This is a genomic window from Nitrospira sp. BLG_1 (assembly GCF_047338595.1).
Classification (GTDB): domain Bacteria; phylum Nitrospirota; class Nitrospiria; order Nitrospirales; family Nitrospiraceae; genus Nitrospira_D.
In genome coordinates, this window is record NZ_JBLFBO010000028.1 from 1 (window position 1) to 13,611 (window position 13,611).

A 13,611-nucleotide genomic window follows, 5' to 3' on the forward strand; every position below is an offset into this window, starting at 1 on the left:
TCAGCGCCATTAGCACAGGAGGAGCGACTGTCGGATATTTACGGAGAATAGTGCGAGAACTTTACAAACCATCTAGCAGTGGTCGGACTTTCATAGTTTGCGGTATACCAGTAAGCAGGAACATAAGAACCGAACTGAACATTTAGGAACGGATGCCCTGGACCAGCAATGCAAGATTCGGCTGATTTAGGTCAACAAGGCTGGACACTTTTGCAATAACGGGGAGCCTCCATCCCAACCTATTCTCAAGTTCCAATTTTCTGCAGACTGCATTACTGCCGGTTATGTTGACCAACAATGTTTGCATTCCTGGTCCATACAACCCCTGACTTCTTGTTGCTCACTAGACCATCGAAAAAGATAGCAAGATTTTACGTATTGCTGTCAATCCGAGGGTCCAAACTCAATTAAGCCACCAGTACACGATCGAGGCGAGACAGATGTCGTTAAGGAACGTCTTTGCAGATGTATCATTCTGGTGGCGATGCGCCGCGCATCTTTGAGACGGCAAAACATCTTCTCGATCGTGTTGCGCTATTTGTAGCGTCGTTTTTGAATAGATATGGGCTTGTGCGATTGTTCCGGATAGGAACGACGGGTTCTGTATTCCGATTTTTGAGCCATGCCCTTACCTCATCGCTATCGTACGCCTTGTCCGCCAATAATTGTTTGGGAGACGTCAGCGGTTCCAGCAACGGCTTTACCGCCTTGCTGTCGGACGCATTGCCCGGTGTCAGCAGGAATGCGATCGGACGACCTTTTTCATCCGTAACCGCATGGACTTTCGTGGCGCGTCCGCCCCAGCTTTTGCCAATTGCTTCCGAGCCACCCCCTTTTTACCGCTGGCCGAGCGGTGAGCCTTGCTGATCGTTGAATCAATGCTATTCTCGTAATGGGTGCCCACGATGGCGGTCATGTTGCAGAATATGCGTTTCCAGATCCCACGCATGGCCCCCCGGTGATACCGATTGGAACCTATGGTGGACGGACCGTATTCCGGCGGACAGTCCTGCCATCGACAACCCGATTGCACCACATGGATGATCCTGCTGATAATCCGCCGATCATCCGTACCCTCCGGCCCTGGGTGCGTCTTCGGCAGATGTTTCTCACGTATCGACCATTGCAGGGTCGTCTAACCAGCAGTGCTTACGATGGCGTTCGTTCTTCATGAGCATGCCGCGCCTCCCTTGCGTGCATGACTATTGAATCATCAATGGCTTACCAACTCAATAATTGAGTTTGGACCCTAGACCAGGGCCACTTCTTCAAAACTCATACGATACTTTGCGCGCTACGATAAGATACTCTTCCGCCACAAGGCCTTTGAGACGCCCTGGCATAATCGGCATCAGCAGCCGTGATCGCCCCTGAGCACCATAGAGAGAATGAACCACTCGTAGATTACTTTGCTTCAACCAGGTCTTGACCAAATCTGGGGTCGTCATGTGCAGTCCGGTTCTATCGAATACGCTCATCTCTTTTGACAAGATCCCCTCCGATGTGAATGCATGACGCAATTTAATGCTGCTAAAATTTGGTACGCTGATAACCACCATTCCATCGTTTGACAAGAGACTCACATAGTTTGAAAGAACTTTCACAGGGTCAGGAATATGTTGAAGAACCTCTGAAAATATAATGCAATCGAATCGCCTGCCTGATAAGCTTCTGAATGCTTGATAAAAGTCTGGACAGGTGATCTCAACACCCTTTGCTTCGGCACAACTTCCGATCACTGAGTCGAGAGGAACAGCAGCTACTTTATGCCCTCTCTGAACCAGCGCTGCCTCCATGGCACCCCATCCACAGCCGACCGACAAAATGTTTTGAGGATAATTGGGAATCAAGCCAACAATATCTTCTCTGGCCGGTTCATAAAAACTTTTGCTCCATCGCTCTTGCTTACACTTGGTCTCTACTGCAAAGAGGTGTCTCTGGGTATCCACGCTGTTTTTCAACAAAGCCGAGATTTGTTGGTTTAATTCTCTCTCCGCCACGCCTAATCTTCCGATATAGACATCCGGCAGGTGATGGAGCTCAAAATCATTCAGATGCGAAACACATATTATCTTTGATAGACCGCACTGCGTATAGGGATCAGTCGCTGCGGTCACCAACAGATCATAGCGTCCCTCATGTGGTTCGACCAGGTAGCCTCCGGAATCAATCGCAATTTTCAGTTGCTCTCTTGTCAAGAGATAACATGCTGAATGGTCATTCGTGAACCGTGCAAAGGCGTATCTACCGACAGATACAAGAGAGTCCGGTATCCAGTGAAAATGGGAATGCACTGAAGAGTAATATTTATTTCCAGACCTATCGAATTCGTACCGAAGAAACCCAGCAATAACGTTTTTCGGGAGGATGCGGGTCACATCTAGGAAAGCTGCGATGTGATGTTCTGTAATTAATGTGTCATCTTCTGAGTATATAAAAAGATCATACTCATTTACCCTTTCAGCAAACACTTTCTTATGAGCGAACGGAAGTGACCACGGATTTTTCGAAGGAAGACCTACCTTGACTTCGACAGCCTCCCCCAATTCTTTGGGAATATTAGAGAATACAACGATGTCTGTTTCATAAGACATCGACCGATATTCTTTAAGAAGAGCATGAAGGAACCTCATGTTTTTGGTTCCATAGTTTGCGATCGCCACCAAGATCTTCATCCCGCGGATCCCTCAAGTTCTTTTGATCAGTAGAGCGTGATCTCCAAGAGATGACGTTGAAAGCCTCACACGGCTTTTCATCGGCGCATTGGAATAAACCGAACCAATTGCTGCAAGCGTCAAGTAAATGAATACAAACGATTGGTCGAAGTAAGAGACTGAAATGAAAGTGGTCGCATGTGCAAAGAGCGATGCTCCCAGTGCCCAACAGGTAAACTGATGTTTAGATAATCTTTGTGACACCGCCTGGACAGTCCATCGCACGGCAGAAAACCCCTGCATCAAGATGCCCATGAACAGTAACATCAACGGCAGTCCGCCAATCACTCCCATCTTCAAATAGTGATTAGTAATATCAGTGTGCTCGGCGCTCCAGGAGACGCCTGATGGCATCCAATGTCGTGTGTAGTCAGTTCCGGCAACCCACCATTCATCAAGATGCTCAATTGCAGACTCGATCAACCTCGCTCGATGCCACCCCCCGCTCCCTCCCACCAAATCAATTCGAGCCATAATGTAATAGGCGGGTTCCTTCATCACGAGATCCAGTACTACATAACTTGCAACCATTATCCAAAAGACTAACGGTATTTGTGCACGGTGCCGCCACATGAATAGCGCAGCAAATCCTGATGCCATGCTCATTATCGGTCCGCTTGATCCACAGGTGAAAATAATAACCAGACAAGCGCCAAGGCCAACAATCGCCTCTTTTCTAGACTGTCGCCATAACACCATGATAATCGGCATCGTAGTTGCGGCGACAGTCCCCGCTATGATTGCATGTGCAAAAGGTCCTTGAGCACGAACGGTTCCATTACGAATATATAATCCAATTGGATCGCCTACCGCTTCATAGAAAAGATTCTGGAGCGTAACCTTTTCGTACAGCATCTCGATGGCAAGAGGAACCAACAGAATAGCTGTGATACGGCACAGTCCGACCACATCGTCAAGTGACGTACACAAAATACGAAGAAGAAAGTAGATACCACCGGCATCATATACAAGCCCGAGTCGATATACTAATGCGGCAGATTGATCTTTGTGAAAATAACTACTAACCAGCATCCAGACCGCCCATACCATCACCAGGCGGTCCAAGCTATTCAAGCCACCCACCAGTCGCTCATTACGCATAATAATTCTAACCAGACCACCGGCAATCAACGCCCTCATAACAGATAAATGAGCGGGGCCAAGCTGGATAAGCTGGAGGGCAGGAATGTAGCAGGCTCCGAGTAAGATCGGAAGCGGAGTCCATCGCCGTGGCAGCAAGAACAAAGCCGCGAGATTCATCAACAGAAATATGAGGGCAAATGCATTCATGAGCGAATGCGGTCTTTTCTCCAATTATCCGCCGGTACCGTGTCACCCATGCCAAATGGTATTGGGTCTTGTGGACTAGTGGACTGTAACAATTGATTTGGGAGTAATTCGACTGGATGCATCGAAGTACTTCCACTTCACGGGTTTGGGCTGTGCTTTGTAGCGCCGGATATAGCGCATGAGCTTTCTTTTGAGATCAGGCACCGAAGTAAAGACACCACGAGCGATCACGTCGCGTTCGATCTTGGCGAACCACAGTTCGACCTGGTTCAGCCAGGAGGAGTACGTCGGAGTAAAGTGCAGCTGTACCCTCGGGTACTGGGCGAGGAACGCCTCGACCCGCGAGGTCTTGTGCGCCGAGAGGTGGTCGGCGATCACATGGATCTGCTTGTCGTGGGGCTGGTTCACCACAAGATCGGTTAGAAACGCGACGAACTCGGCCGAGGTGTGGCGCGGCGCCGTCTTGCCTAACACCTCACCCGTCTTGGTGTTGAACGCCGCGTATAGGGAGAGTGTGCCGTGCCGGACATACTCAAAGCCATGGCGTTCGGCCCGCCCGGGTGACAGGGGCAACACCGGGGCTTTGCGATCGAGCGCCTGAATCGCGGTTTTCTCGTCCACGCAGAACACGACGGCGTGCTGCGGTGGGTTCAGATACAGGCCGATCACATCAGCCGCCTTGGCTTCAAAGTCCGGGTCGTTGGAGGCCAGATACCCTTCCAGCCGATGCGGCTTGAGGGCGTGCTTGGCCCAGATACGCGTGACCGTCATATGCGAGATGTCCCCCAACTCTGCCGCTAGCTTGCGTGAGGACCAGTGCGTGGACCCATCGGTTGGCTTGCGTTGGGTGGTCCACGCCAGCACTTTCGCCTCGATCCGATCTGTCGCTTTGTAGCGCGCGCGCCCGGCGTACCGGGTGAATAAACCGGCCAGCCGGTCGGTGGCAAAGCGTTTGCTCCAACGATCAATGTAGCTGTCGCCGCAATCAAGCTTGGCACGAATCTGCGCCCAGGTCAGGCCCTCGGACCACAGCAGAATCAGCCGGGCCTGTCGAGCTTGATCAGCACGTCCGTTCCGCGCTCCCGCTTGCCGTTGCAGTTCGCTGCGTTCGTGTGGGGTCAGGATCATCTCGCCCTCCTTAGGCGCGAGGATACTCCCATCTAAACGTTACAGTCCACTAGATGGGCCTATCGATGGAATTTCATCAATGGCCATCATAGCACCAGGCGAGCAACAGACGGCGCCCAACTCACACCCTTACCCTGCCAGGTGGGAAACTCCTGCGTAATTAGGCAGCCTCCAGTCAAAGACGTCATCTCATTTATAGATCACATAACCCACTTAGTTGGAGATTACATTTTCGAGGGCATGCACTTGAGTATTTGTATGGTGCCGTGAGCTCTGCCTACGCAACGAATTGCCTTGCACTTCAGAAGGAATACCAAGTCCCGACAGGAAAGATACGCGATTCGCCTTTGCCTACATTCCTTTTGAGTTGATAAAGTAGGCCGAACACATTTTCAAAACTGGTGCAAGCCTATCCCTCACTTCGGTGAGCTGTCTTCGTGCAACAGGCCACAGACGAAACTCTCTGAGATTCTTATCACCGAATGGAACCGTTATTGGCCCAAACCGAACTTCCATCCTATCTTTAGGAAGAACCTCAATAGGTTTATCGACGATACCCGACTTCCATTCTGAGGCATCGCCCGATTTCCTCCATACGAATGGAATCAACTCGCCAGCTTGAAACGGTGGCCGGTCAATCCATAGCTGACGCACTCCTTCAGGAACATTTACGTGAACATGTCTACTGTACATTCTGACTCTGAGAATATCTCCGTCTAAGCATTGCGCAAAGTGGGACCTAGCTATTCGCCTCATATCTGCCCAATAAACTGATCCAAGCGAGTTGACAAACCCCGATAGTTGAGAAAGCAGTTGAAGCCCATCCGCAACATCTTGATGATGCCCAGCAGCAATGATTGGTTGATCAAGAAGTGCTGCGATTAGGATGCTGTTGTGGCAACTCTCATTTAGAGGGAATCTCGGCAAGACAGGCAGTCCAGCAATGACGTCTGAAGGTCTCATTCCAAGGACTCCAAGCCAACTTGCCCCTTTATTGTGATGACGGAGCGAGCCTCGTGAAATAGTAGCGGCCTCGAACCCCAAGCAAGCCATGGAAGCGAGGGCGTTTTCATTACAAGCACCATGTGGGGGAGCCATGACTCTGGAGACTTCAACATTGGTACGGCGTTCAAACGCTAGCATTCGATTCAGGGCCTGGTGTAATTTATTAACTGTTTTATCGCCAAGGTCAGGACTCGCTAATTCTCGCGCAGTGTGATCATTGCCGTGGATTAGTAAGGACAATTGATTAGGATACTTCTTAAAAATATCCACGGTCGATTTATGCTCGAACCAAGTATCTAGCGGAATCATCGCAAAACTGACGTGATAGTTATGCCGCTTTGCATGCACTGCAATATTTGAATAGTCAACAAATCCATAGGTGCGCCAGTGAAGATTCGGGTCATCGAGTGTGAAACACGCCCGTAGCGGTGGCCGTTCCCACTTTTTATCATCAGCCAGAGCGCGCACGAATAAGAGCAAGGGGAGCAAACGTAGGAACTGTCTTCCATGAAAATATTGAAATAGTGACTCATTCTCCTTTAAATCAGGGATAGGCATAGATACATAGTGGTGCGAGCAGTTTTCGGCCTTCTGCTCTGCCCATATCGGAGCACCTTCTTTGGAAGCAAGACTAGCTAAACCTCCAATGTTCCGAGGTAAGGACATTAATTCGGCTGCTTCAGCCACTTTGACCTTTCTTCCTACCAAGAAAGACGGAAGCGTGCAGGAACCTGAGAATTCTATAATCGGCGATAAGCCGCATGGAAGGAGTTGATTGGCAGGAACAGTTGCATAACATGGGAGAGGACAATTGGCCAAGCGGCCGACAGAGCTCACCTCCAATTCAGGTAGAACCCATGCATCCAGTCCTCTGCTTTCCCCAAATACGCGTTCCTCAAACCGAACACCAAACGCCTCTCCTAGAGAGTCAAGTGTTCTTTGAAGACCTGCCGATATAATGGAGCTTGAAATGCCAACTGTTTTCATGTTGGATCGCTTTGCTCGATTTGAGTCTCACGGCAACTGTTGCTTCTCACTTCTTGAAGATTCAGTAGTTCTTAACCCAACATTCACCGCCTAGGGCCCATCGCAATCTGGCGGTCCACTTCTTCATCCGGTTTCCGAAATGGAGTTCATTTCCTCGGACCCGATACATAGGCCACCCGAGCGAAATAACTCCCAGCCGCACAATACTCAGAAACAACATCGCAGCACGGTAAAGCCAACAATACCAGGCTGGACGCGTCCTTTTAAAAAATCGCCAACGTGACTCAAGCATCATCACGCTAGAAAAAACACTAATGCCACTTTGTGCACTACTTGCTCCTCCGTGGTGAACAACGACTGCCGTGGGAATATAATAAGTTCTCCAGCCGGCCTGCCTTGTCTTGAAGCATAGATCAATGTCCTCGGAATACATGAAATAATCTGAGCTGAACTTTCCTACGGTCTCGAACACCGCCCGCTTTATCATCAAACAGGCACCTGAAACTGCATCAACGCTCTGAGGAAGCTGGCTCTCATCGTACAACGGGCCTGTCCCCCATAACATAGCTTTCGGGAAAGCATTCCGGAGAGCATCTGAATCAACAAACTGATTAAGTATTGTAGGGAAGGCTTGGATACAACTGGTTTGGACAGACCGGTCACTGTTAAGAAGTTTCGCACCAACGATACCGGCATCGGGCAGAGAACCTAAACAAACAGCCAACGTCTCAATCGCGGAGCCCTCGATCTCGGTATCTGGATTCAAAAACAGAATACTGCGACCGCGCGCAATCTTGAAGGCTTCGTTATTCGCCCTCCCAAATCCCATATTATTGTGACTCTGAACAAAGCGAACGTGTGGAAAGTATTGCCTCAACATTTCTCCACACCCGTCGAATGATGCGCCATCAAGAACTATGATGTCATAGGTGAACTTACTCGTACAACGTGAGAGCGACTTAAGACACTTCTGAAGATACTTTTTAGAGTTCCAGTTTACGATGATAATGGACAAATCCGTATTGTTGTGAGCTTCCGTCATTTGCCTCTCATAAATGTACGGTGCCACAACTCAAATGACACAAGGAGATAGATATGGCGCCGGAGTTGTTCTGTACCGTCCCGATCCTTCTGAAGCATACGGCCGATATATCTCTGATCAAAATACCGCGCAACAGCAGAATCGGGGCTCAATAGAGTCTCTTCAACGAACGGCCGCATCTTGGTTCGAAACCACTCTTCGATAGGATTCGCAAATCCCTTTTTCTTTTGGTAGACTATTCTCTTTGGCAACCATTTTGTCATCGCTTTTTTGTGAAGATATTTTCCTGTCCACCCATTCAATTTCAGTTGGACAGGAAGACTCTCGATGAACTCGATCAGCCGGTAATCAAGAAATGGAAGGCGGACCTCAAGAGAGTTTGCCATTGACAATTTGTCTCCAACCATCAGTAGATCGTCCGGCAAATTAGCCCGCGTGTCGATGTAGAGCATTTGAGCCACCGGATCCATGTGCTGTACGTCACCTTGGAGACGACGGAGAGCCTCCTTTGACCGATATGGGTCCTGAATTATCTGCGTTCTGAGTGAGCCTTTAAAGAGGTGTTGCTTCATCTCAGTGCTATAGAATGAATATATTTTTGTAAACCGCGTCAACATATCTGGCTCGTTCATAGAACTCGCAGCCCGTTTCAATCGTTCAAGTCGACCTGGAATTTTGTTCACCAATGAGGCGAAAGCCCCTGTCACAATGGAGGGTAGCCGGCTATAAAAAGCTGATAGCTTGGCACCCAAGTAACGATCATAACCCGCCCACGGTTCATCAGCCCCCTGCCCAGCCAATGCCACCTTGACATTTTCAGAGGCTATCTTACTGACGAAGTAAAAAGCAGCGGCGGATTCATTTCCCACTGGTTCCTCGAGATCCCAGAGATAGTTTTCATAGTACTTCAGATAGTCTTCCGGCTTAATTTCCATGCAATGATGATCCGCCCCGAACATCCTGGCCATAGTCCTTGCATCTTCCACCTCATTAGTTGTCTCTCCCCCTTCAAATCCGATGGTAAACGCCCGAATAGGTTCGGAAGAATACTGACTCATAATGGCGAGAAGTGCCCCCGAATCGACTCCTGAGCTTAGAAATAGACCCAGCGGCACATCGCTCCTGAGTTGGAGACGTATGGCGTCAACTAAGAGGGCGCGGTATTCTTCAACTAATATTTCCTCATCCCAGCTTTCTCGGATCCGAGGCTTCCACTCCCAGAATGACATAAGCTCAACGCCACTTTGAGAGATGGTCATTCGATGTCCTGGAGGGACCTTGTGGATGTTCTTGAAGAGTGTTTTGGGGGAGGGAACATATCGGAATGTAAAGAGTTCAGTTAGAGATTCTTCATCAACCTCCCGAGGACACTCTTGATCTTGGAGTAGAGCCTTAATTTCGGATGCAAATATGATACGTTTACCCAAATCCGCATAGTACAAGGGCTTGATGCCGAGATGATCCCGTGCAAGAAACAATTCCCGTTTATTCAAGTCCCATAAGGCAAAAGCAAACATTCCATTCAAATGCTCGACGCACTTTTTGCCCCACTGTTCGTAAGCGTGGACAATAACTTCCGTGTCTGACTGTGTTGTAAATATGTGGCCTGCACCCTCAAGTTCTTTGCGCAGCTCTATAAAATTATAAATCTCTCCATTAAAGACGATTTGTAAACTTCCATCTTCATTGGTAATCGGCTGGGCACCCCCATCAACATCGATGATGCTCAACCGACGATGCCCAAGACCGACCTCTCGGTCGACAAATAGACCTTCACCATCCGGACCCCGATGACTGATAACAAAACTCATTTCCCTCAATAGTGTCTTATCAATAGGGGATCCGGACCGATCAAATATGCCGCAAAATCCACACATCAGATAGCTCTGTACTTCGGTAACAACACCACCGATACCCTCAACTCTGCCTCGCTATGCTCAGGGCTCATCTCGTTATTCTTGGGAATTCCGGGCGAATAGTAGATGTGATTCACTATGGCTGGAGGTGACCACGAGTGGTGTGTTCATGTTGAGCCTGCATTCCGCCATGCAGAACCGTAAGAAAAAGCCTCGCTACAGTACAAATCTGTACAAGCAGCGCCATAAATAGAGATCATGTTTGGTCGCATCAAGGCCTGGCGCCGCATCGCCATGCGCTATGATCACTGTACCCACACATCTTTTGCACGGCCATCTGCCCGCAGCCACCTTCATTTTCTACCTCAAAGAATGAGTCCTGAGGCTAGGCTTTTCGCCTGAGTCCATAAACGCTCGCGCAACAAGGTGTGATAAATACTCGCTTCTTCTTTGGTGAGAAGGCACTGCTTCCGCATCACTGCAGCTCTTAGATATCCAGCTAGTAATGCTAATGAACCCAATAGATAGGGTTTGCTCCCTATACGATGGATGAGCTTGAACAAAAAGAACAGTTTGTTTCCACTCGTCAGGTAATAAATCTCGCCATGCATAAGGCTCGTCCTCATCATACCGATGCCAGAACCTTCAGGTTTATGGTGCCGCATGCGCAAATCTGAAAAATGCCCTGTCCTCCAGCCCTTCGCCATGGCTCGCATTTCATCAACAGTATCCCATCCTGCCGTTGCGATAAATCCATCTATTTGCTTAAAGCATTCGCGACGCAGCACCTTGCATGCCCCAGCCGCGTGATAATAAGGCATCTTAACTTCTTCCCAGACCCCAGTCCTACCCTGTTCGAGATAAATTCCTGAGGCAATTCCCACTCGGCTATCAATATGAAACCGCTGAAACAGCTTCTCAAAATAGTCCGCGTCAAAGCTGAGATCGCCATCAAGCTTCACAATGTAATCATAGGAGATTCCCTTAAGATCGGCATAGCCATAATTAAAGGCTCGAATAACACCTGAACCCGGCTGCCGAACGCCCGGCTGCCTAGTACGAACTAGCTTAATGAACAAATGATCTTGAGCATATCGACTGATGATTTCTGGCGTGTGATCCATAGACCCATCGTCTACAATTATCCATAACAGCGGTTTCAAAGTTTGAGCGATCACAGATCGAATGGTCTTTTCGATATGGTTCGCTTCATCCCGCACAGGACTTATGATAACGTAGGACGTACTTACCCTAATCATCTTTAACTACTCTTGAATATTGAGCGCATGTATTTGACTATCCACTGAGGTGTATGAAGCCAATCGTAATCGCCGTCCAATTTTGCTCCAAACAGAAGCTCATCATCGCCCGCGTTTACCGGAAGTCTTTTTAAAAACCTCACGTCGTCACCTTTATGGTATCTTCCGATAATTGTTGTGACTCCGTGTGTATAGCCTGCATTCGTTAATTCATCACCGAGAATGTCCTGGAATTCTTTACTCTCTTCTGGAAATTGATAGGGATATGAGAAGAAAGCCACCTCGCTCCCAAGCCTGTCTTCAATGACATTCTTCGACTGCCTCAACTCCAGCTTGACAGCTGGCCGGTCGAGGTTTCTGAGCTGGGGATGTGTATGAGTATGTGAACCGAACGTTATGCCAGCCGCATGCAATTCTCTGATCTGTCCCCAATTCAGGCATTGTTTCCCTTTGAATGTTTCGCCACCGACATTTGCCGTTACTAAGAATACAGTGGCATGGAATCCATATTCCTGGAGCCTAGGAAAGGCCTCGAAGTAAAAGTCGCTGTATCCATCGTCAAATGTGATAACAACGCTCTTAGCGTCGGGGACTTTACTGGTTAATTCGTTCAGTTTAATGGTCCTGTAACCATGCATAGCCAAAAAATGCATCTGATCCGAAAATGCCTTCGGCGCGGTATTGACTTGGTAATATGGGTGAGTGCGTTCTTGAGTCTCGCTAATGCTGTGGTACATGAGAATTGGTATCCCTGCGTTCTCCCTTAAGCCAAGATATCTAAGGGGTCTGAAATAGCACAGCGTCACGCCGCGGTCTAGGCGAGGCATCATTTACCGACTCTCCGCTCAACAAAAGAGGTGACAAGAGCAAGATAGTCTTTTTCTCTTTTGTCCCAAGTCAGCTCAGAGACGAACTGCAATGCATTTGAGGATAAGCGCTCACCGAGGTCTCTATTTTGGATCATGTCGGTGATGGCCAGTGTGAGGTCCTGCACGTTCTCAGGCTCGAAGAATCTGATGATGGTATCATTGAAGTAATAGCGGTCAATCCGGGTAGCGGCGACTACCACCGGGACGCCAAGAGCCATGAACTCCAGAATTTTGGTACTGAAGGCGTCTCCCCCGAACGAGTCGTTTCTCTTAGGAACAATTCCCAAATCTGCATTGGCCATTACAACCGCAACTTGATCTAAGGTTAGCATTCCCTTTAGAAATACCCTTTCCTCGAGATTAAGATCAGCAATCAATTGTTGGATTGCCTGCCGCATCGGTCCGTCTCCATAAATGTGGAATTCCGCTTGAGGCGCGCTGTCCTTGATCTTAGCAAAGGCCCTGACCGCAATATCGAGCCCCTGATGCCAATTGATGGTTCCTGGATATATGATGATAAACTTGTCTTCGTTCCGAGTCCTGAGTTTGTGATGGAAGATCAATGGGTCAGGGTAATTAAGCAGTGTCGTACAGTTCACTTTTCTGACAGAGCGTGACCGAAGGGTCTCTTCCCAGATATGGTTCGCAATGATTACGTGATCGGAGAATGCGATGGATGCTTTCTCAATTAAAACCAGCGCCTTGAATATGAGGGAGTCTCTCTTGACCTGAAATTTACTAGCGTAGAGCTCAGGGACAATGTCATGAATATCGAGAATAATTCTGGCGCCGGTTATCTTGGCAAAAAAGGTTGCGAATACCTCGAAGTCAGGAACAGAGTGTACATGGATAACATCATACCGCCGGTGCAGGTGGTGCCTCGATATAAAGAACACCGATCTGAGGAAAAATTTCAGAAGCTTGTTGAGGTATGAGAGCTTGCCGATTTCATCGCGTATCCTTTTCTGTATTCTGCAAATTCTTACGCCGGCCAGGTTTTCATACCGGGGTTGACCTATCTTTCCCAGAGTGACGGCATCCACTTGATACCCATGCCTCGCCAGAGTTTCAGCGTACCGCCTCACTCGATTATCATTTTCATAAAATGAATAGGCGAGCATGCAGGCTCTTTTACTTTCTGAGGTTTTCTGATTGGCCGATTTCATATTTGATTCGCTTAAGGCCATTTGCACGCATTGGGTGCAAGTCCGTCTTTCCGCCACCCCATAAAACGAGTCTCTCTGGTCCCTGTCTCAGCAAGAGGAATCGCTGGCTACGCACAAGCTGTATTGACCGCGACTCGAACGAAAGACCATCGCCTGTCGGCTTGGTGCCAACGGGTAATGTGGGCACCCAGGATCCCCAAAAGCAGTTAAGGCGATTGCGCATACGATCTTGGTCATCATCTATCATCTGATCAATGGCCATAAAAGGAGTTGGGTGCCGCTCACATTATCGAGC

The 13,611-nt window shown here is 48.7% G+C and carries 9 protein-coding genes and 1 pseudogene; all 10 read right to left on the reverse strand.

Features of this window, described 5'->3' with window-relative positions:
- Positions 1-403: 403 nt before the first annotated feature.
- Positions 404-1,129: pseudogene (locus tag ACMTNU_RS15425) on the reverse strand (IS5 family transposase).
- Positions 1,130-1,268: 139 nt separating this feature from the next.
- Positions 1,269-2,675: a class I SAM-dependent methyltransferase gene (locus ACMTNU_RS15430; protein ID WP_413936183.1), complete on the reverse strand. Its 1,407-nt coding sequence runs from the start codon at positions 2,673-2,675 to the stop codon at positions 1,269-1,271.
- A gap of 12 nt (positions 2,676-2,687) precedes the next feature.
- Complete coding sequence (locus ACMTNU_RS15435; protein WP_413936185.1) at positions 2,688-4,004, reverse strand: hypothetical protein; 1,317 nt, start codon at positions 4,002-4,004, stop codon at positions 2,688-2,690.
- Positions 4,005-4,079: 75 nt separating this feature from the next.
- Positions 4,080-5,132, reverse strand: a complete 1,053-nt coding sequence (locus tag ACMTNU_RS15440; RefSeq protein WP_413936187.1) for an IS630 family transposase — start codon at positions 5,130-5,132, stop codon at positions 4,080-4,082.
- 351 nt (positions 5,133-5,483) lie between these two features.
- Positions 5,484-6,824 (reverse strand): hypothetical protein, encoded by a 1,341-nt coding sequence (locus ACMTNU_RS15445; protein WP_413936188.1) that lies wholly within the window; start codon positions 6,822-6,824, stop codon positions 5,484-5,486.
- A gap of 361 nt (positions 6,825-7,185) precedes the next feature.
- Positions 7,186-8,166 carry a glycosyltransferase family 2 protein gene (locus ACMTNU_RS15450; protein ID WP_413936190.1) on the reverse strand — a complete coding sequence of 327 codons (981 nt, stop codon included), beginning with the start codon at positions 8,164-8,166 and terminating at the stop codon, positions 7,186-7,188.
- Positions 8,163-10,043, reverse strand: a complete 1,881-nt coding sequence (gene asnB / locus ACMTNU_RS15455) for an asparagine synthase (glutamine-hydrolyzing) (protein WP_413936192.1) — start codon at positions 10,041-10,043, stop codon at positions 8,163-8,165. The genes ACMTNU_RS15450 and asnB overlap by 4 nt, the downstream gene beginning before the upstream one ends.
- Before the next feature lie 344 nt (positions 10,044-10,387).
- Positions 10,388-11,281 (reverse strand): glycosyltransferase, encoded by an 894-nt coding sequence (locus ACMTNU_RS15460; RefSeq protein WP_413936194.1) that lies wholly within the window; start codon positions 11,279-11,281, stop codon positions 10,388-10,390.
- 2 nt (positions 11,282-11,283) lie between these two features.
- Positions 11,284-12,111 (reverse strand): polysaccharide deacetylase family protein, encoded by an 828-nt coding sequence (locus ACMTNU_RS15465; protein WP_413936196.1) that lies wholly within the window; start codon positions 12,109-12,111, stop codon positions 11,284-11,286.
- On the reverse strand, positions 12,108-13,271 hold the full coding sequence (locus ACMTNU_RS15470; RefSeq protein ID WP_413936198.1) for a glycosyltransferase family 4 protein: 1,164 nt from the start codon (positions 13,269-13,271) through the stop codon (positions 12,108-12,110). The genes ACMTNU_RS15465 and ACMTNU_RS15470 overlap by 4 nt, the downstream gene beginning before the upstream one ends.
- Between the last annotated feature and the right edge of the window lie 340 nt (positions 13,272-13,611).

Coding starts and splice junctions, on each gene's coding strand:
- ACMTNU_RS15430 (WP_413936183.1), bottom strand. CDS start 2,675: ATGAAGATCTTGGTGGCGATCGCAAACTATGGAACCAAAAACATGAGG.
- ACMTNU_RS15435 (WP_413936185.1), bottom strand. CDS start 4,004: ATGAATGCATTTGCCCTCATATTTCTGTTGATGAATCTCGCGGCTTTG.
- ACMTNU_RS15440 (WP_413936187.1), bottom strand. CDS start 5,132: ATGATCCTGACCCCACACGAACGCAGCGAACTGCAACGGCAAGCGGGA.
- ACMTNU_RS15450 (WP_413936190.1), bottom strand. CDS start 8,166: ATGACGGAAGCTCACAACAATACGGATTTGTCCATTATCATCGTAAAC.
- asnB (WP_413936192.1), bottom strand. CDS start 10,043: ATGTGTGGATTTTGCGGCATATTTGATCGGTCCGGATCCCCTATTGAT.
- ACMTNU_RS15460 (WP_413936194.1), bottom strand. CDS start 11,281: ATGATTAGGGTAAGTACGTCCTACGTTATCATAAGTCCTGTGCGGGAT.
- ACMTNU_RS15465 (WP_413936196.1), bottom strand. CDS start 12,111: ATGATGCCTCGCCTAGACCGCGGCGTGACGCTGTGCTATTTCAGACCC.
- ACMTNU_RS15470 (WP_413936198.1), bottom strand. CDS start 13,271: ATGCTCGCCTATTCATTTTATGAAAATGATAATCGAGTGAGGCGGTAC.